This is a genomic window from Pseudomonas sp. TWI923 (assembly GCF_039673365.1).
GTDB classification, from domain to species: domain Bacteria; phylum Pseudomonadota; class Gammaproteobacteria; order Pseudomonadales; family Pseudomonadaceae; genus Aquipseudomonas; species Aquipseudomonas sichuanensis.
Genome location: NZ_JBDJLM010000002.1, coordinates 1 through 19,636, shown reverse-complemented (window position 1 = coordinate 19,636; position 19,636 = coordinate 1). Strand labels below are relative to the sequence as shown.

At 64.9% G+C, this 19,636-nt stretch carries 15 protein-coding genes; 7 read left to right on the top strand and 8 right to left on the bottom strand.

Features of this window, described 5'->3' with window-relative positions:
* Positions 1-3: 3 nt before the first annotated feature.
* Entirely contained in the window at positions 4-894 is an 891-nt protein-coding gene (locus tag ABE459_RS01120; protein ID WP_323831769.1) for a DUF2950 domain-containing protein, read from the bottom strand.
* Positions 891-2,273, bottom strand: a complete 1,383-nt coding sequence (locus ABE459_RS01115; protein WP_323831770.1) for a DUF3300 domain-containing protein — start codon at positions 2,271-2,273, stop codon at positions 891-893. The genes ABE459_RS01120 and ABE459_RS01115 overlap by 4 nt, the downstream gene beginning before the upstream one ends.
* 297 nt (positions 2,274-2,570) lie before the next feature.
* Between ABE459_RS01115 and ABE459_RS01110 the strand changes: the two genes are divergently transcribed.
* From ABE459_RS01110 to ABE459_RS01100, 3 genes are all read left to right on the top strand, one after another.
* Positions 2,571-4,817 (top strand): hypothetical protein, encoded by a 2,247-nt coding sequence (locus tag ABE459_RS01110; RefSeq protein ID WP_323831772.1) that lies wholly within the window; start codon positions 2,571-2,573, stop codon positions 4,815-4,817.
* 3 nt (positions 4,818-4,820) lie between these two features.
* Positions 4,821-6,392, top strand: coding sequence for a DUF2357 domain-containing protein (locus ABE459_RS01105; protein WP_323831774.1), 1,572 nt, complete (start codon positions 4,821-4,823; stop codon positions 6,390-6,392).
* A gap of 125 nt (positions 6,393-6,517) precedes the next feature.
* Entirely contained in the window at positions 6,518-7,387 is an 870-nt protein-coding gene (locus ABE459_RS01100; protein WP_323831776.1) for an AraC family transcriptional regulator, read from the top strand.
* A 3-nt stretch (positions 7,388-7,390) separates the two neighbouring features.
* Here the strand turns inward: ABE459_RS01100 and ABE459_RS01095 are convergent, their stop codons facing one another.
* The gene (locus ABE459_RS01095; RefSeq protein ID WP_322360567.1) at positions 7,391-8,011 is read right to left on the bottom strand and encodes a LysE family translocator; all 621 of its coding nucleotides are present in this window, start codon (positions 8,009-8,011) and stop codon (positions 7,391-7,393) included.
* Between the two features lie 113 nt (positions 8,012-8,124).
* Here ABE459_RS01095 and ABE459_RS01090 point away from each other — a divergent pair, with 113 nt between their 5' ends.
* Entirely contained in the window at positions 8,125-8,745 is a 621-nt protein-coding gene (locus ABE459_RS01090) for a TetR/AcrR family transcriptional regulator (protein ID WP_125464514.1), read from the top strand.
* A 21-nt stretch (positions 8,746-8,766) separates the two neighbouring features.
* Here ABE459_RS01090 and ABE459_RS01085 read toward each other — a convergent pair whose 3' ends face one another.
* The gene (locus ABE459_RS01085) at positions 8,767-9,651 is read right to left on the bottom strand and encodes an alpha/beta hydrolase (protein WP_125464515.1); all 885 of its coding nucleotides are present in this window, start codon (positions 9,649-9,651) and stop codon (positions 8,767-8,769) included.
* Positions 9,648-10,733: a sugar phosphate isomerase/epimerase family protein gene (locus ABE459_RS01080; RefSeq protein ID WP_322360568.1), complete on the bottom strand. Its 1,086-nt coding sequence runs from the start codon at positions 10,731-10,733 to the stop codon at positions 9,648-9,650. The genes ABE459_RS01085 and ABE459_RS01080 overlap by 4 nt, the downstream gene beginning before the upstream one ends.
* A gap of 109 nt (positions 10,734-10,842) precedes the next feature.
* On the opposite strand from ABE459_RS01080, the gene ABE459_RS01075 reads away from it, so the two are divergent.
* Positions 10,843-11,427: a helix-turn-helix domain-containing protein gene (locus ABE459_RS01075; protein WP_323831779.1), complete on the top strand. Its 585-nt coding sequence runs from the start codon at positions 10,843-10,845 to the stop codon at positions 11,425-11,427.
* Positions 11,428-11,736: 309 nt separating this feature from the next.
* Here the strand turns inward: ABE459_RS01075 and preA are convergent, their stop codons facing one another.
* From preA to hydA, 3 genes are all read right to left on the bottom strand, one after another.
* Positions 11,737-13,011, bottom strand: coding sequence for an NAD-dependent dihydropyrimidine dehydrogenase subunit PreA (gene preA / locus ABE459_RS01070; RefSeq protein WP_153788880.1), 1,275 nt, complete (start codon positions 13,009-13,011; stop codon positions 11,737-11,739).
* Positions 13,012-14,379, bottom strand: coding sequence for an NAD(P)-dependent oxidoreductase (locus tag ABE459_RS01065; RefSeq protein WP_323831782.1), 1,368 nt, complete (start codon positions 14,377-14,379; stop codon positions 13,012-13,014).
* A gap of 200 nt (positions 14,380-14,579) precedes the next feature.
* On the bottom strand, positions 14,580-16,019 hold the full coding sequence (gene hydA, locus ABE459_RS01060) for a dihydropyrimidinase (protein WP_323831784.1): 1,440 nt from the start codon (positions 16,017-16,019) through the stop codon (positions 14,580-14,582).
* A gap of 604 nt (positions 16,020-16,623) precedes the next feature.
* Between hydA and ABE459_RS01055 the strand changes: the two genes are divergently transcribed.
* Together ABE459_RS01055 and ABE459_RS01050 are read left to right on the top strand one after the other, a co-directional pair.
* On the top strand, positions 16,624-18,114 hold the full coding sequence (locus ABE459_RS01055; protein ID WP_125859102.1) for an NCS1 family nucleobase:cation symporter-1: 1,491 nt from the start codon (positions 16,624-16,626) through the stop codon (positions 18,112-18,114).
* A gap of 61 nt (positions 18,115-18,175) precedes the next feature.
* Positions 18,176-19,462 carry a Zn-dependent hydrolase gene (locus ABE459_RS01050; RefSeq protein WP_258704572.1) on the top strand — a complete coding sequence of 429 codons (1,287 nt, stop codon included), beginning with the start codon at positions 18,176-18,178 and terminating at the stop codon, positions 19,460-19,462.
* The last annotated feature ends 174 nt before the right edge of the window (positions 19,463-19,636 follow it).

The window sequence follows — 19,636 nt, the reverse complement described above, 5'->3', positions numbered from 1 at the left end:
CCACTACTTGCCCTGCACCGCCACCACCGTCCAGCTGCTGTCCGGGTCGAACTCTTTCATCGCCCGGGCCACTTTTTCGCCGTCGGGCCCCAAGTCCTTTTCGAACACCTCGCCGTCGTGGCTGATCATGAAGCTCATCACCCCGCTGTCGTCGTAACGGGCCGGCCAGGCGACCAGGGCAAAGCCGCGGATCATGCGGTCGCCGATCAGGTAGTCGTAGGCGCCACCGGGTGCCGATGGCCCTTGGGCGTCGAGGATGCGGAAGTGGTAGCCATGCCAGTCGTCGCCGGCTTCCTCCTGGCCAAACAATGGGCCCAGCGGGCTGATCTGGCCATCGCTTTCGTCGGCCCAGTACAGGCCATCGTGCTCGCCGGGCGTGCTGAAGATCTTGCGGGCGTACTCCAGCGCGCCGTTGCCGTTGCGGTCCTGGCTGGCGTACTCCATCTGCGCGTCGTGGTAGGCCAGCATCGATTGCAGCGCCGCCAGTTCGTTGCGGCCGATGCGCCGGGCACGGATCTCGGCGCTACCTGCCTTGAGGTCGAAGCGCCAGCCTTCGGCGCCCTTGGCAAGGGGGATCGGCAGGGTCCAGCCGTCGCGCCCCACCGCCAGCACCGCGCCACGCTCGCCGGTGTGTTCGATGCGGTGTTCGGCGCGGTACTGCTCGAGGAAGGTCTCGACGTCGCGGTGCTGCACCCCGCCACGCGGTATGTAGGTGCGCCAGTCCTCGCCGAGCAGCTTGCCGAAACGTGCTTCGTCAGGTGGCTGGGTACCCAGCGCGGCAACGAAGGCGTCGACGGCCGCCTGCGGGGTGGCGAACACTTCCTGGGCCGTCGCCAGGCTGGGCCAGGCCAGGCTGGCGGCCAGCCACCAGGCACTCAAGATGCGCGCGTTCATCGGCGGCCTCCTCCCCGTTGACGCCCGCCGGAAAAGCTCGGACGGGAAACCTGCTGCCCGCTGGCGCGCGGCGCGCTGCCGCGCTGGGCGAAGGCCTGGCTGGTGCGCCCGCGGCTGGCCTGGGCGCTGCTGCTCGACGGCGCGCGCACGCCATCGAAGGCATTGTTGCGGGCACGACCGGTGTTCTGACGTTGCGCCACCTGCTGGCGGGCCTGGCCTTCGTTCTGGCGACGCTGGTTGAGCTGCCCGCCCTGGTTGGCGCGTGGCGCGTCCTGGCGGCGTTCGGCCAGGCGCGGATTGTTGTTGCGTTCGGCCTGTGCCTCGCGCATGCGCTCGCGGGCCTGCACATTGTTGCTGGCAGGCCGCTCGATGCCGTGGCGGTCCATCGAACTGAGCGCGTTCTGCCGCGCCCTTGCACGCTGCGCATCGTCGCCACGGTAGGCGGCGCGGTCGCGCGCGCCGTCCAGCTGGCGGCCGTATTGCTCGCGGTTGCGGGCATCGCGGTACGGCACGCCGTCGCGGTGCACGGGGTTGTGCTGCCACTTGTTGTTGCTGATGTTGTTGATCTGGTTATTGCGGTTGATGCTGTTGTAGCGATTCACGTCGATGTCTACGTCATGGTTGTTCCAGTCGCAGTCGCCCCACAGCGAGGCGACGATCGCCACCCCGGTGCCGAAGGCCAGCCCGGCAACCAGCGCCTGGCCCGGGTAATAGGCCGGCGGCGGCGGATAGTAGACCGGCGGCGAGGCCGGGTAGGCCCAGGTGCCGTAGGTGGTCGTGGGGTTGTAGGTAGGCACATAGACCGTCTGCGGGTCGGCGGGCTGGATGATGATGGTCTGGTTGCTGGCCGGGGCGCTCTGACTGGCCGGCGCGGCCTGCACGGTGACGTTCTGGTACTGGTTGCTCTGCAGGTTGCCGGCGGCCTTGGCCTGCTGGCGCAGGCGCTGTACGCCGTTCATCAGGTCGTCCGGCTGGGCCAGAAACGCATCGCCCAGGCGCTGCACCCAGACCGGGTCCTGGCCCAGCGTGGCGAGCACCTGGGGGAAGGCCACCAGCGCCTGCACGCTGGGGTCCCAGGGCTGGCTGGCCACCTGCTTGACCGCGTCATCACCCTTGGCGTCCGGGTGAGCCTTCGACCAGTTGACCGCTTCGGCAACCTCGCCCGGGTAGGTGCTGGCCATCAGCACCTGCGCCAGCAGCGGGTCGGGGTACAGGGCGATAGGCGCGAGCATCTGGTCCAGTTGCTCCTGGGTGAACACCGCCTGCTTGGTGGCGGCGGGCTCGGGCGCCGCCGGGCCGGGGGTCGCCGTCTCGGCGAGCGTAGGGGCGCCATGCAACGCCAGCATTACGGCCAGGACGCAGGACAATCGAGTGCGCATTCGCACCTCCCTGGTGGGTCATACCGCACGAAATGGGTAAGTCGAAGCCCGGGAGGTGAACGCTTGAACTGCCAGCGACTGATTTCAGCTTCGGTGCTGAGTGGCAAGGGTAGCAGAGGGATGCGATGTTAAAAGGCGGGCTGTTTGGCCTGGCATGCTATCCGTGACCCTCGCCATGCACGCGCCTGTTCGCCGCTGCGTGCGCTTCTCGATTTTACGGTGATAGCTCATAGCCATATGACAGCAGACGCATTAGCATGCTGCGTTCGTAAAACGACAAGCACAGCAGAGGGATCCGTGAGCATAAGGGTTGTGACAGAAAAGGAACTGCAGGGGCATATCGAGTCCATCCTCGCCAGCTCGATTCTGCACAAAGGCACTCACGGCTGGATGAGGGAACTCGAAGGGTTCCTCGAGCAGGTCCGCAAGCGAGACCCTGTTGATCTGCTCGACGCGCAATTCCTGCTCAAGCTATGGAATGACAACCCAGTGACCAGTACTGGCAACGGCCATGTACGAATCGAACCGGCGTTGCAGGATGAGTCGTTCGTCCTGTGGTTCGCCGCCGCTGCTGACAAAATCTTGCCCGGTAATCCCGTGCAAGTGGAGTCTCAGTTGATCGAACTCTATGAAGGCTTGGTGAGCAGGCTGCGCAAGCTGTGCGACCGTATGCCCTGGTTGAAACTCAACCGCGTACTTTGCGCGCTGTATCCTGAGCACTTCACCACGCTGTCGGACCTTGGGCGGCTCAAGACACTGCACCGCAAGCTCGGCGGCAACCGCCACGACCATCCCGTGCAAATGCACAGGGCCATTCGCGCCAGGACCGATCAAGCCTTGAAAGCCTGCACGAACCATGCATCGCTGGTGACGCAGGTATGCGTGCCCTGGCTGCTGTATGAACGCCTGGAAACGAGCACCGCCCCCGAGGGCTCCGTTTCGCAACCCGCCAACGACGACGACCTTACCCCCCTGCCCGCCCTTGTGCGACGCAAAGGGCTCACTTCCCTCGCCGGCGGCCTGCAGACCCTGCTGGCCCTGCTACCGGAGCTCGATGAGGGCGTTACCCGGGAGGAGTTCGCCGATCTGCTCAGGCAGCACAATCCCAACCTGGCCGACAACAGTATCGGGACAATGATCAATGTGATCTCCCGAGAGTTCGACCTGTGTAAGCGCGACGGCGACAGCTACCAGCTGACGGCACGCGGCATGAACCTGCTGGAGAGCCAGGACCCGGACGAGTTTGCTGACCACTTGTTGACCCGCGTGCTGGGTACCGACCACCTGCTCAAGGCCTTGGCAACTGGCCCAAAACGCAAGGTGCAGCTGATCGACTTGCTGCAATCGGTGAATCCTGGCTGGACCACAAGTTTCACGCCCTCGTCGATCATCGGTTGGTTCATTTCGCTGGGGCTGATTGTTCAGACCGCTGGCAAGCTTCTGCAGTTGACCGAGCGCGGCCAGCGCTGGGAAAGAATGATCGACTGGACACCGGAAACCCTGGCGGGAGAGATGCAGGAGGATGGTGAGACGCCAGAATCGTTGCGTGACCGGGCAGAGCTACCTACCGCGGCGCACATGAAAGAACGTCTCGACCAGCTTTTCGGCGACCAGCTCGCGCTGGACGGGAAGTTGGTCAGCGAACTTCATGCAGGCTTGTGGAGCCACCCCGTGCGGCACTTCGCTGTGCTTTCGGGCATATCCGGATCTGGCAAGACGCAATTGGCGCTCAAGTACGCCCAGGCACTGTGCCAGGTTGAACCGCACGAAACGCACAGGATACGGATGATCCCCGTTCAGCCAGGCTGGTACGACCCCAGCCCATTGCTGGGCTACGTGAGTCCGATTCAGGAGTCCACCTACCTGAGCACCCCCTTCCTGGAACTGCTGCTACAGGCTGCAGACAACCCGGACATCCCCTTCGTGGCCATCCTCGACGAGATGAACCTGTCCCATCCAGAGCAGTACATGGCGCCGATTCTGTCAGCGATGGAGACACATGGTCATATCGAGCTCCATCAGCTCGGTGATGCCGTCGGCCAGATCCCGATGCAGGTTCGCTATCCCGCGAACCTGGCCATCATCGGAACCTTGAACATGGATGAAACCACTCACGGGCTGTCGGACAAGGTACTCGACCGGGCCTATACCCTGGAGTTCTGGGACATCGATGTCGAGCGTTTCCCAGGCTGGTCAACCGCCTCGCTGCCCGAGAGCGTGCGCCAACGGACCCGCACATTGCTGCGCCAACTGGTTGAGGCGCTGGAGCCGGTTCGGCTGCATTTTGGCTGGCGCACGATCAACGATGTACTGAACTACCTGACGTTCCGCAACGTCGGCGATGCCGACCTCAGTGCACTGGATGACGTCATCTACGCCAGGGTGCTGCCCAAGCTGCGTGGCGAACATTCGCCCCGGTTCGAGAGAGCGCTTGCACGGGTTCATGAAGTGCTGCTCGAACATGGCCTCACTCGCTGTGGAGCAAAGGTCCATGCCTTGCGCGAAGACCTCGTGGAAACCGGCTCCGCACGCTTCTGGCGCTGATTCATGCTGACCATTCGCAGGCGCGTGAAACATGCAGCGCAGACACAGGTAGTCGCACAGATTGGCGTAGTGCTGGACGGGTTCGAGGAAGACGCCCGGTATGAGCTCAAACCAGACCAGGACGGTTGCCTTCTGTATGTGGATGATGAGGAGCTATTGTCGGCACGCGGATGGTTTCGCTGGACGCCCGAGCTTTACGCCGGGCGCGTGCGCGTGGAGGTCCTGCGCCCGACGGGATTGGTCGATGAATATTTCCTGCAAGTAGGTTCGGCGACATCCAAGGCCGACAACCTGCCATTCGAGGAAATGGTCGCACAGGTACGTGCACTCTACCCTCGCCAACTGGGCGGGATCAGTGCGGCGACCTTGGCGTTCGGCAGCGATGGCCGACCAGGGCTGTTTCCCGACCTGGTGCTGCTGGCCCGCTTGCGTCAGCATGGCCAGGCCTTCCTGGAAGCCGTCGAACAGGTCGCCCGCATCCCGCATGCCAAGTTGCAGGCCAAACGCGGCAAGCTACCCCTCTCGCAAATCCGCCGACTGCACCCTGTGGCGCTGCGAGACCCCAAACTCTCAACACTCATTCGAAATCCTGCGCTCGCCGCCAAGCACAGCAACATGCCGGTCACGGCCTGGACGTCTGGTGCGAGCGTCGACACGCAGGCCAATCGCGCATTGCTCGCCCTGCTCAAAAGGTTCAGGACCGCCATCAGCGCTCTATGCGTCAAAGTCAGGGCAAACGCACTCCAAGGCACCAGGAAGCACCAGGAGCAACGTGCTCAGCGCCGCCTCGCACTTCTCGAAGCACTCGACACGCGTGTGTCCCAAGTGCTGCGTCAACATCCGTTCCCTGCAGTCACACCGGGAGCCAGTAGCGCGTGCGGCGTTGCCCAGATCGCGGCCCAGCCGTTATATGGCAAGGCCTACCGCCTTGGAACACAAGCATTGGCGCTTGGCGTCGAAGGCCATCAGCTACCGGACCAACTGCACGCGAGTCACTCCTGGGGCATCTATGAGATGTGGTGCTTCGTCCAGGTGCTGCACACCCTCCAGCGCTGCACCGGAAACAGCCTCCAGCCCGCTAGCCCGATCACGGTGGAGGCCGATTTCTGCTGGCGTGCTGAGCTGGCCTCCGGCCACAGCCTTGAGCTGCTCTATCAAGGAGTGTTCCCCAAAGCTCAATCGAGCCATGGGTACGAGGGCTTCAGTATCAGCCGAAAACGAATTCCCGATATTCTGATCGTCGAGCGCACGGGACAGACCGTGCGCTCACTCATTCTGGACGCGAAGTGGCGTAGCGGTGAGCACTGCGAGCTGGAGGCCATGGAGTCCGCGCACCTCTACCATGACAGCCTGCGCATTGCTGGTGCTCCTCCGGACTGCTGTCTGCTGATGCTCCCCGGACCACTTGCCAACCACAGCCTGGGGCAGGACGACTTCATAGCCTGCAACCGTGTCGGTGCGATGGCGCAAATGCATCCGCAGGGTGCAGGCATTGATGTCCTGCACAAGAGAATCGAACACTGGCTATTGCGGCCACCTGAAAGTCCGGACCCGTCGTCACCGGCAGGATCGTAGCTCCACACTGGCCGCTCACCCATACCTGTGGCGCGTAACGGCGCCACCTGAGCAAACCCGGCTAGGCGTACCCCGGCTCACCTGCCGCATCCTGTGCCTGCCCGTGACCCCAGGAGCCTTCACCGATGTCCCCCCCCTCGCCCAACCGCCCCTACGACCAACGCTTCGCCGCCGTGCTCGCGCATATCGAGGGCAACCTCGACGGCGACCTGTCGCTGGAGCGCCTGAGCCAGGTGGCGAACTTCTCGGTGCACCACTTTCACCGCCAGTTCAGTGCCTATATCGGTGTGCCGGTGGCGCGCTACGTGCAACTGATGCGCCTGCGCCGTGCCGGCCACGCGCTGGCCGCCGACCCGGCGCTGGCGGTGCTGCAGGTGGCGCTGGATGCCGGCTTCGACAGCCCGGAGGCATTCGCCCGTGCCTTCCGACGTGACTTCGCACTGTCGCCGAGCGCGTTTCGCCGGGCGCCGGACTGGCGCGCCTGGAACACGGCATTTCACATTCCCCACTTTGCCAGGAGCATCAGCATGCAAGTCCGTATCGTCGATTTCACGCAAACCCAGGTGGCCGCCCTGGAACACCTTGGCCCACCCGCGCAACTGCCGGCCACCGTGGGCCGCTTCATCCAATGGCGCACCCACAGCAATGAGTCGCCAGTGGCCACCCGGCGCACCTTCGGCATTCCCTACAACAATCCCGACACCACCGCACCAGAGGACTTTCGCTTCGCCATCTGCGGCGAGGTCGATGCCGAAGTGGCCGCCAATCCATTCGGCGTGCGAACGCAGGTCATCCCCGGCGGGCGCTGCGCCGTGGTGCGGCATGTGGGCTCACCGGACCATATCGGCGAGACCATCTACCCGCTCTACCGTGACTGGCTGCCGGCCAGCGGCGAAGAGCTGCGCGACCACCCGCTGTTCTTCCACTACCTGAGCGTGTATCCACAGACCCCGCAAGCGCAGTGGCAGACCGACATCTACCTGCCGCTGGTCTAGGACCTAGCGCCGGCTCAACGCCAGCCGCGCCGCGAACAGCACGAACACCAGGCCGGTGCAGCGGTCCATCCAGCGGATCACCCGTTCACGGCGCAGCACCTCGGCCAGTGGCCGGGTGGCGGCGATCAGGCCGGCCGCCCAGAGCAGCCCCAGCAGCACATGGATACCCACCAGGCCGAAAGTCCAGGCCACCAGCGGCTGGCCCTGGGGGATGAACTGGGGCAGGAAGGACACATAAAAGATGCCGACCTTAGGGTTGAGCAAGTTACCCAGCATGCCCTTGACGAACCAGTTGCCGGTGGACGGCGCCTGCTCGCCAGCCGGTGCCATCGACTGGCGCGGGCGCAGCAGCATGTTCACCCCCAGCCAGGCCAGGTAGGCGGCGCCGCAGTACTTGAGCAGGTTGTAGGCCAGCTCCGACACCGCAATCAGCGCGCCCAGGCCGAAGGCCACCGCCGCGCCCCACAGCAGGCAGCCGGCATTGATGCCCAGCGCGGCGCGCAGTGCCTGCTGGCGGCTTTCCACGGCGGCGGTGCGCAGGATCAGCGCGGTATCCAGGCCGGGCGTCAGGGTCAGCAAGGTGGCGGCCAGGGTGAAGGCGATCAGGTTGTCGGCGAAGGGCATGGCGCGGGACTCAACGGGGCAATGCGCGCACGTTAGCAGATGGCCGCGAAGCCTTCACCACACGCCCTGCAAAGCTGTTAGCCTTGCCCTGTTCAGGTCACCACGGACAGCCCATGGCCAACCACAAGATCGAGATCCGTCGGCGCAACATCGACAAGATCCTCCAGGCCGCCGAGCAGGTGTTCGCCGCCAAAGGCTACGGCGCCACCTCGATGGGCGACATCGCCGAGCAGGCGCAGCTGCCGCGCTCCAACCTGCACTACTACTTCAGTACCAAGGACGAGCTGTACCGCGCGGTACTGCAGGACCTGCTGGATGTGTGGAAGCAGGACGCGCTGTGTTTCGAGCGCTTCGACGACCCACGCGTGGTACTGACCAGCTACATCCGCGCCAAGATGGGCCATTCGCGCTCTCGGCCACTGGGCTCGAAGCTCTGGGCCGAAGAGATCCTGCACGGCGCGCCGGTGCTCGGCCCGACCCTGGACGAGACCTTGGTGCCTTGGGCGCAACTCAAGCAAGCCAAGATCCGTGGCTGGGTGGAAGATCGACGGATCCTGCCGGTGGAGCCCTCGGCGCTGCTGTACATGATCTGGGCAGCGACCCAGCACTATGCGGATTTCGGTTACCAGGTGACGCTGCTCAACCGCGGCGAACCGCTGTCCGACCTGGCTTTCGAAAGCGCAGTACAGACCGTGACCAGCGTCATCCTGCGCGGTATCGGGCTGGAACCCTGAGCACAGCGCCAGGGGCCTTGCTCAGCGACTGGCTGCCGGGCCCTGCAGGAATGCCAGCAGGTGTTCGTTGAACAAGGCCGGCGCCTCCTCCATCACGAAATGCCCACAGCCTGGCAGGATCACGCCATGCACCGTCTGCGCATGCCCCTGCAGGGTCTGCAACGGCGCATCGCCGGTGGCGTGCTCGGCCCCGATCGCCAACACCGGCATGCGCAACGGGCGGGCAGCACGCTCGCGGTTCTGCCGGATGGTTTCAGGAATCGCCCGATAGTAGGCAAACCCGCCCCGCATGCCACCGGGTGACGAATAGGCGCGAATATAGACATCGGATGCCACGGCATGGCGCTGGATGGCCCAGCGATCGAACATGAAATTCAAGTAACCCTCCTCACGCCCGGCAATCAGGAACTCCGGCAGGTCGCGGACCTGGTTGAACAGGAAATGCCAGAGGAAGATGTTCTCCTGCGGATCGACGAAGATCGGCGGCGCCGCCGCCAAACCTGGTATCACCGCCTCGGCCACCGCCAGCGAGCGCACCGCTTGCGGCTGATCGCTGGCCAAGGCGTAGGCCACCCACATGCCCACATCATGACCGACCAGGTGATAGCGCTCATGCCCCAGCTGCGCCATGAGCGCATGCAGCAGGCGGGCGACGTTGCCTGTGTCGTAGCCCTGTTCGGGCCGGTCCGAGTCACCCAGGCCGGGCGGGTCGACGGCAATGGCCTTGAAGCCTTGCGCGGCCAGCGCAGGCAGCACATGGCGCCAGGCATACCAGGTCTGCGGCCAGCCAGGCACCAGCAGCACGGGCTCGCCCTCCCCGGCCACGGCGCAATGGATGCGCAGCCCCTCCACCTGCACATAGACATGGGCGAACGCGTCGTCCCGGGTTGCGCTGACTGCATTCATGCCCGTGCTCCCACAGCGTTGCCAGCCGCAGCAAGCCCCAGCATGCGCTGGATCTGCCCAGGGTCGAGCGGTGCACCGGCAAAGTCGTCGAAGACCTGCCCGGTGACCTGGATGATGTGTCGGTCGATGAACTCGACGCCCTCCCGGGCCCCGACCTCCTGGTCCTTGAGGCAGCACTCCCACTCAAGGGTGGCCCAGCCATCGAAGTCGTACTGCGCCAGCTTGGAAAAGATCGCCTTGAAGTCGACCTGCCCATCGCCCAGCGAGCGGAAGCGCCCGGCGCGCTCGGCCCAGTCGCTGTAGCCGCCATACACACCCTGCCGGCCGCTCGGATTGAACTCGGCATCCTTGACGTGGAACATGCGGATGAACGGGTGGTACAGGTCCAGATAGGCCAGGTAGTCGAGTTGCTGGAGCACGAAATGGCTGGGATCGAAAAGGATACGGCAGCGCTCATGCTCACCCACCAGGGCATGGAAGCGCTCGAAGCTGGTGCCGTCGTGCAGGTCCTCGGCCGGGTGGATCTCGAAGCACAGGTTCACGCCCTGCTCGTCGCAGACATCGAGAATCGGCCGCCAGCGCCGCGCCAACTCTTCGAAGGCAGCCTCCACCAGGCCTTGCGGGCGCTGCGGGAAGGGGAACAAATAAGGCCAGGCCAAGGCCCCGGAAAACGTACCCATGTCGCCCAGGCCCAGATTGCGGCTGGCGCGCGCTGCCAGCTTCATCCGTTCGATGGCCCAGTCGGTGCGGGCCGCCGGCCGCCCCGCCAGCGAAGCAGGCGCGAAGGCGTCGCACAGGGGGTCATAGGCCGGGTGTACCGCGACCAACTGGCCGAACATATGCGTGGTCAGTTCGCTGATCTGCAGGCCGTGCCCTGCCAACTGCCCCTTGATCTCGTCGCAGTACCCCGTGCTCTGCGCGGCCAGGGCCACATCGAACAGGCGAGCATCCCAGGCCGGGACCTGCAGGGCCTTGAAACCCAACTGCGCGGCCCAACCGGCGATGCTGTTCAACGAGTCGAACGGCGGGTTGTCACTGCTGAATTGCGCCAGGTGCAGGCTTGGGCCTTTGAGCGTCTTCATGGAATCCATCCTATTGTTTGTCGATCGACAAACAATAGGATGGATCGACGCTGCCCGTCAATCGCGAATTGGCTAGAATGGCCGTTTGGCGCATTCGGGCAGACAGGCAATGGCAGGACGACCTCGGGAATTCGACAAGCAACAGGCACTGCGCAAGGCGCTGCGGCTGTTCTGGGAACACGGTTACGAAGGCACTTCGATAGCAGCGCTGGTCGCCGAGCTGGGGATCGCCTCGGCGCGGATCTACGCAGCCTTCGGCAGCAAGCAGCAACTGTTCGAAGAGGCCGTGGCACTGTACGAATCGGCCGAAGGCGGTTTTGCCGACCGTGCCCTGGCCCTGCCGGATATCCACCAGGCGCTGGAGCAGATGCTCGAGGACGCCGTCGCTACCTATACCCGTGCCGACGAGCCCAAGGGATGCCTGGTGGTAAGCGCGGCCAGCGGCGTTGCACCCGACAACGTCGCGGTGCAGCAGTGGTTGGCGGATCACCGTCGCCAGCGCGGCGAATCGATCATTGCCCGGCTAAGCCATGCCCGCGAGCAGGGCCAGTTGCCGCTCGACACCGATGTGCAGGCCCTGGGCCATTTCTACGCGACCTTTCTCCATGGCATCTCGGTGCAGGCACGTGATGGCGTACCCGCGGCGGCCCTGCGCAGTGCCTGCCACTGCGCCCTGGCATTACTGTCGCGATAGGCCTGCTTCGACCAGCCAGGCTGGTAGCACAGGCACGCTGCACGCTAGCGATAATTGAATGTAGTGAGCGCGGGGTGGTGTGGCGGTGTGTGCAGGAGACGGCGGTTGGGCTTTGATCTTTCGCCGTTACGCTCCCCCTGTAGGAGCGGCCTTGTGTCGCGAAAGGGCTGCACAGCAGCCCCAGATTTCGTGCGTTTACTCACGGATCGCTGGGGCTGCTTCGCAGCCCTTTCGCGACACAAGGCCGCTCCTACAGCGGACGTGCAAGTTCATTGTGTGGGAGCCGGCTTCCATGGTTCCAGTCCCTGTTCAACCCACCTCACGATAGGGATTGCGCGGATCCTGGGTCCAGTTCATGTACGGCTTGCCGGTGTCCTGCGCCTGCATGTCGATGCAGTTTTCCACCGGGCAGGTGATCTGGCACAGGTTGCAGCCCACGCACTCTTCCTCGATCACGCTGTAGGCATGGGTGCCGTCGGCCTTGAGCGTGCTGGCGATGGCCTGGTGCGAGGTGTCTTCGCAGGCGATGTGGCAGCGCCCGCAGCCGATGCAGGCGGCCTGGTCGATATGCGCCACCGACTTGTAGTTGATGTCCAGGTACTTCCAGTCGGTGGTATGCCCCACCGCCTGGCCACGGAAAGCGTCCAGGTTGCGGTGGCCATGCTGGTCCATCCAGCGCGCCAGGCCGTCCTGCATGTCCTCGACGATGCGAAAACCATGCAGCATCGCCGCCGTGCACACCTGTACCGCGCCACTGCCCAGGGCCATGAATTCGGCGGCATCGCGCCAGTTGCCGATGCCGCCGATACCGCAGATCGGCAGGCCCCGAGTCTCGGGGTCGCGGGCGATCTCGGCGACCATGTTCAGGGCGATGGGTTTGACCGCCGAACCGCAATAGCCACCGTGAGTACTCTGATCGCCAACGATCGGGTGGGCCACCATGCGGTCGAGGTCGACGCTGGTGATCGAGTTGATGGTGTTGATCAGCGACACCGCGTCCGCCCCGCCACGGTGGGCCGCCCGCGCCGCCTGGCGAATGTCGGTGATGTTGGGGGTGAGCTTGACGATCACCGGCAGCGAGCAATGGATCTTGCACCAACGGGTGACCTGCTCGACGTACTCGGGTACCTGACCGACCGCAGCGCCCATGCCGCGTTCGGGCATGCCGTGGGGGCAGCCGAAGTTGAGTTCGATGCCGTCGGCACCGGTGGCCTCCACCAGCGGCAGGATGAACTTCCAGGACTCCTCGACGCACGGCACCATCAGCGACACCACCAGCGCCCGGTCGGGCCAGTCCTTCTTCACCTGGGTGATTTCACGCAGGTTGATCTCCAGCGAACGGTCGGTGATCAGCTCGATGTTGTTGATGCCCTGCACCACGCGGTTGGCGCCGTAGTGCGCCGAGTAGCGCGACGACACGTTGACCGCTGCCGGGTCCTCGCCCAAGGTCTTCCAAACCACCCCGCCCCAGCCCGCCTCGAAGGCGCGGACCACGTTGTAGGCCTTGTCGGTGGGTGGCGCCGAGGCCAGCCAGAAGGGGTTGGGCGCCTTGATGCCGGCGAATACGATGGACAAGTCGGCCATTTACGCAGCCTCCACGTTGAGCATGAGTTGGGCATGGATGGCTTCGGCGGCCAGCTTGCCGTGCTGCACGGCCTGGACGGTGAGGTCCTGGCCCAGGGCGGTGCAGTCGCCGCCGGCATAGATGCCCGGCAGGCTGGTCTGCAGGTGCCCGTCGACGCGTATGCGCTCACCGTCGCGGGCCAGTTGCGCGGCCAGCGGGTCGCTGAGGCTGGCGTCGTCGAAGCGTTGGCCGATGGCCTTGAAGATTGCGTCGGCGGCCAACTCGAAGGTCTCGCCGGTGTCGTCGAGGCGCCCATCGACCAGTTGGGTGCGCACGAAGCGCATACCGCGCACTCGGCCTGAGTCATCCAGCAACACGGCATCCGGCCGTGCCCAGGTGTGCAGGCGCACCTGATTGTGCTTGGCGATCTCCTGTTCATGGCCGGTGGCACTCATGTCGGCCTCGCCCCGGCGGTACACCAGGTTGACGTCGCGCGCACCCAGGCGGCTCATCTGCACCGCCATGTCGATGGCGGTGTTGCCGGCACCGATCACCAGGCAGCGGTCGGCCAACGGCAGTTGGCTGAGGTCGTCGGCCTGGCGCAGTTCGCGGATGTATTCGGTGGCGGCCAGCAGGCCGGGGGCTTCTTCATCCGCCATGCCCAGCTGACGCACGGCATCCAGCCCCAGGCCGAGGAACACGGCATGGTACTGGCCGTGCAGCTCGGTCAACGACAGGTTGCTGCCCAGCCGTTGGCCGTGGCGGATCTCGATGCCACCGATGCCCAGCAGAAACTCCACTTCGCGCTGGGCGTAGTCGTCCACCAGCTTATAGCGGGCGATGCCGTATTCGTTGAGGCCGCCGGCTTTGTCCCGCGCTTCGAAGATCACCACGTCATGGCCGTGCATGGCCAGGCGATGGGCGCAGGACAGCCCGGCCGGGCCGGCACCCACCACGGCGATGCGCTTGCCGGTGGCCGGCGCGCGCTGGAACGGGTGAGCGGTGAAGTGCGCGTTGTCCAGGGCGTAGCGCTGTAACTGGCCGATCAGCACCGGCGCACATTCTTGGGCGTTGTTGCGCACACAAGCCTGCTGGCAGAGGATCTCGGTGGGGCACACCCGGGCGCAGCTGCCGCCGAGGATGTTGGCCGAAAGGATACGCTCGGCAGCGCCTTGCAGGTTCTCGTCACTGATGCGGTGGATGAACGAGGGGATGTCGATTTCGCTGGGGCAGGCGTTGACGCACGGCGCGTCGTAGCAGTACAGGCAGCGTGCGCTTTCAACGGCGGCCTGGCGGGCGGTAAGCGGGGGCGCAAGGTCGCTGAAGGCCTCGGCCAGTTGGTCGGCGCCGGCCCGGGGGCGCGGCAAGTGGTTCAGGGCGTCGATCACGGTTGTAGCCTCTCTCGTTTTTATTGGAGGCGGCGGTGGTCAGGTGCCGCTTCCGTTTTGGGGATGGCAGTCAACAGGGGCTGGCGTGGGAGCGGATTTTCATAGCCCAGCGTGGGAGCGGGCTTGCCCCGCGATCACCGGCCAAGCCGGTACCACACACTGCGATGCTCGCTTCGCGGGGCAAGCCCGCTCCCACGGGATCAGCGCTGAACTGGCGTCGGTTTGTGCCGCTCGGCACGCCGCTCCAGCACTTCGAATACCGACGGGTACGCCGGGCGTTCCACATAGCGCCCTGCCCCCGGCTCGGCACGCAGGTCGCCGTCGGCCCACAGCACATTGCCCTGGCTGATGGTGTGGCTGGGGATGCCGCGCACGGTGCGGCCTTCGAAGATGTTGAAGTCGACGCGCTGGTGGTGGGTCTGGGCGCTGATGGTGCGCGTGCCCTGCGGGTCCCACAGCACCAGGTCGGCGTCGGCGCCGACGCGGATGGCGCCCTTGCGCGGGAACAGGTTGAAGATCTTCGCGGTGTTGGTGGAGGTCAGCGCGACGAACTCGTGCATCGACAGGCGCCCGCTGTTGACCCCGGCGTCCCACAGCACCGCCATGCGGTCCTCGATGCCTGCGGTGCCATTGGGGATACGGCTGAAGTCATCGCGACCCATGGCCTTCTGCTCGGCGCAGAAGCAGCAGTGGTCGGTGGCGGTGGTGTGCAGGTTGCCCGACTGCAGCCCCCCCCACAGAGCGTCCTGGTGCTCGCGCGGGCGGAACGGCGGGCTCATCACGTAGCCGGCGGCGGTGGCCCAGTCCGGGTCGCGGTAAACGCTGTCGTCCAGCAGCAGGTGGCCGGGCAATACCTCGCCGTACACCGGCTGGCCCTTGGCCCGGGCATAGGTGATCTCGTCGAGCGCCTCGCGGCTGGACACGTGCACCAGGTACAGCGGCGTGCCGAGGGTTTCGGCAATGCGGATGGCGCGGCTGGCGGCCTCCCCTTCAACCTGCGAGGGGCGCGACAGCGGGTGCGCCTCGGGCCCGGTCAGCCCTTGTGCCAGCAGCTTGCGCTGCAGGTGATAGACCAGCTCGCCGTTTTCGGCATGCACGGTGGGTACCGCGCCCAGTTGCAGGCAGCGCTCGAAGCTGGCCACCAAGGTGTCGTCGGCGGCCATGATCGCGTTCTTGTAGGCCATGAAGTGCTTGAAGCTGTTGACCCCATGCTGGCTCACCAGCTCACCCATTTCTTCGGCAACCTGCTCGCTCCACCAGGTGATGGCGACGTGGAAGCCGTAGTCGGAGGCACTCTTCTGCGCCCAGCCACGCCAGGTGTGAAAGGCTTCGAGCAGCGACTGCTGCGGGTTGGGGATGACGAAATCGATGATCGAGGTGGTGCCGCCGGCCAGGCCCGCGGCGGTGCCGCTGAAAAAATCCTCGCTGGCCACGGTGCCCATGAATGGCAATTGCATATGGGTGTGCGGGTCGATGCCGCCGGGCATCAGGTACTGGCCGCTGCCGTCGAGCACCTGGCAATCGGTAGGCGCTTCGAGGTTTTCACCGATGGCGCGGATCACGCCGTCGGCACACAACACATCGGCGCGGTAGCTTTCTTCATGGGTAACCACGGTGGCGCCACGGATCAACAGGGACATGCCGTCTTCCTCGCAGGCTGACCGGTCTTGCTGGCCGGTTCTTGGAATTTTCATGGGCCAGTGCCTGCGGGTTTCGGTCAATCCTGTCAGGCCTGACAAGAATCGAGGCTAGTTGCGGTTATGACATTCATCAAGAAAAAATATATGCAAATACTCAAAATTTTATCTTCTTGATTTATATGAATTAATTGTACGAATCACCAAAACGGAACAGCCCTTCACCATTTTGACGCACTTGACAGGATGCGAATTTGGTCAAGATTTTCTACGCAAATTCAGCTGTTTAAAAACGGCTGGGCAGGCGCAGGCAGCGCAGCGGATATGCCGGGCCGCACCGCTTTGAATCACGGTGTGTAGGCCTATATCGGCGTTGTAGTTATTCGCACGTTCCAGGCGCAATCAGGAATGCTTTTGCAAGTCAGTAAGTTACCTGCGGTCAGCAGCGATCACCGGCAACGGCCAAGGCCAACCCGGCACGGTTGTTGTAACCCCGGCCACAACCGCCATGGCCGGACCGCAGGTGCAGTACTGGTGGTGTGTGTACTCCGGCCATCGCATTAGCCCGATGAGCAAACAACAAGAAAAAAACCCTGGAGAAGGCCCCATGCAACAAAGCAGATCACAAGTGGTCGAGCAGCATGGCCTGTTCGAACTCGACGCCGGCAGCGACGTGCTCGACAGCCCCCGTTACAACCACGACATCGCCCCCACCAAAGTGCACCAACGCACCTGGAACAAGTGGCACATCACCGCGCTGTGGGTGGGCATGTCCATCTGCGTGCCCACCTACACCCTCGGCGGCGTGCTCACCGCCTACTTCGGCCTGAGCGTGGGCGAGGCGCTGCTGGCGATCCTGCTGGCCAACCTGATCGTGCTGATCCCGCTCACCCTCAACGCCTTCCCCGGCACCAAGTACGGCATCCCCTTCCCGGTGCTGCTGCGCTCGTCGTTCGGCATCTTCGGCTCCAACGTGCCCTGCCTGATCCGCGCCGTGGTGGCCTGTGGCTGGTTCGGTATCCAGACCATGTTCGGCGGGCTGGCCATCCACCTGTTCCTCGGCTCGCTGTTCCCCGAGTGGAAGGCGCTGGGCGGCACCGGCGAAGTGATCGGCTTCATGCTGTTCTGGGCGCTGAACCTGTGGGTGGTGCTGCGGGGCGCCGAGTCGATCAAGTGGCTGGAAACCCTGTCGGCGCCGCTGCTGGTGGCGGTGGGTATCGGCCTGCTGTTCTGGGCGATGCCGCACATGTCCATGACCGAGTTGCTGGCACAACCGCCCAAGCGCCCGGAAGGCGCCAGCGTGGTCAGCTATTTTTGCGCCGGACTCACCGCCATGGTCGGCTTCTGGGCCACCCTGTCGCTGAACATCCCCGACTTCAGCCGCTACGCGAAAAGCCAGAAGGACCAGATCCTCGGGCAGATCTTCGGCCTGCCGCTGACCATGTTCCTGTTCGCCTCGCTGGGTGTGATCATGACCGCGGCCTCGGCCTCGCTGGTGGGCCAGACGGTGTCCGACCCGGTCAGCCTGATCGGCCATATCCAGAGCCCGGGCTGGGTGGCGCTGGCCATGGCGCTGATCATCATCGCCACGCTGTCGACCAACACGGCGGCCAACATCGTCTCGCCCACCAACGACTTCCAGAACATCGCCCCACGCCTGATCGGGCGCAGCCGCGCGGTGTGGCTGACCGGCTTCATCGGCCTGGCGCTGATGGGCCACGAGCTGCTCAAGAAGCTGGGCTGGATCGTCTCCGACCTGAGCCTTGAGAGCGTGTATTCCAACTGGCTGCTGGGCTACTCCAGCCTGCTCGGGCCGATCGCCGGGATCATGGTGGTGGATTACTTCCTGGTGCGGCGCCAACAGCTGGACCTGGCCGGACTGTACCGCGACGACGTGTACCCGGCGTGGAACTGGGCCGGTTTTGCTGCCTTCGGCGTGCCGGTGGCGCTGACCGTGATGGCCATCGGCAACAGCAGTTTCAGCTGGTTCTACGACTACGGCTGGTTCACCGGTTCGTTGCTGGGTGGCGGGCTCTACTACGCCCTGGGCGGCGTGGCGGTGCGCGGGCCGGCGCGGCTGGCCAAGCCGTTGCCCTGAACGCACCGCTCCCTGCGATGGGACCGCAACAGCCCGACAAAAAAAGCCTGAGGAGACACCCATGACTACCCTCGCCAAGGAAGTCCTGCAATCAAGCAAGCACCACATCGACAGCGCACGCCTGTGGCAATCGCTGATGGACCTCGCGCGTCTCGGCGCCACCCAGAAAGGCGGTGTGTGCCGCCTGGCGCTGACCGACCTCGACCGCCAGGCCCGCGACCTGTTCGTGCAATGGTGCGAAGCCGCGGGCTGCACGGTGACGGTCGACGGGGTCGGCAATATCTTCGCCCGTCGCCCGGGGCGCAACCCCAAACTGCCACCGGTGATGACCGGCAGCCATATCGACACCCAACCCACCGGCGGCAAGTTCGACGGCTGCTTCGGGGTGATGGCTGGGCTTGAGGTGATCCGCACTCTCAACGACCTGGGCGTGGAAACCGAAGCGCCGCTGGAGGTGGTGGTGTGGACCAACGAGGAAGGCTCGCGCTTCGCCCCGTGCATGATGGGCTCGGGGGTGTTCGCCGGTAAGTTCACCCTGGAAGAAACCCTGGCCAAGCGCGATGCCCAGGGCGTCAGCGTTGGCGAGGCGCTGAACGCCATCGGCTATGCCGGCCAGCGCGCGGTGCTCGGGCACCCGGTGGGGGCTTACTTCGAAGCGCATATCGAGCAGGGGCCGATCCTCGAGGACCAGGCCAAGACCATCGGCGTGGTGCTCGGCGCGCTCGGGCAGAAGTGGTTCGACCTGACCTTGCGCGGCGTCGAGGCCCACGCCGGTCCGACGCCGATGCACCTGCGCAAGGACGCCCTGGTCGGCGCCGTCGCGGTGGTCGAGGCGGTCAACCGCACCGCCCTCGCCCACCAGCCCCATGCCTGTGGCACGGTCGGCTGCCTGCAGGCCTACCCGGGGTCGCGTAACGTGATCCCTGGTGAAGTGCGCATGACCCTGGACTTCCGTCACCTGGAGGGCGAGCAGCTGGACGCGATGATCGCCGAGGTGCGCGGGGTGATCGAGGCGACCACGGCGAAGCATGGGCTGAGCTATGAGCTGACGCCGACTGCCGACTTCCCGGCCCTGTATTTCGACCCTGTCTGTGTTGATGCCGTGCGTCATTCGGCGGCGGCGCTGGGGTTGGCGCACATGGATATTGTCAGTGGGGCCGGGCATGACGCGATTTTCCTGGCGGAGCTGGGGCCGGCGGGGATGATCTTCGTGCCGTGTGAGGGGGGGATCAGTCATAACGAGATCGAGAATGCTACGCCTGGGGATTTGGCGGCGGGGTGTGCGGTGTTGTTGCGGGCGATGTTGGCGGCTTCGGAGGCGATTGCGGGGGGGCGGTTGGCGGCTTGATGGCTTCGGCTTCGGCTTCGGCTTCGGCTTCGGCTTCGGCTTCGGCTTCGGCTTTCAAAGTGCTGGTTTTGATAGATGTATGCGCATTCAGCGGCGATAGCGACTTTTAGTCACCTTTCCGCCCTTACGGCGGCCTACTTTGGTCTTACCTCGCCGGCCGCGGCCAAAGTAGGC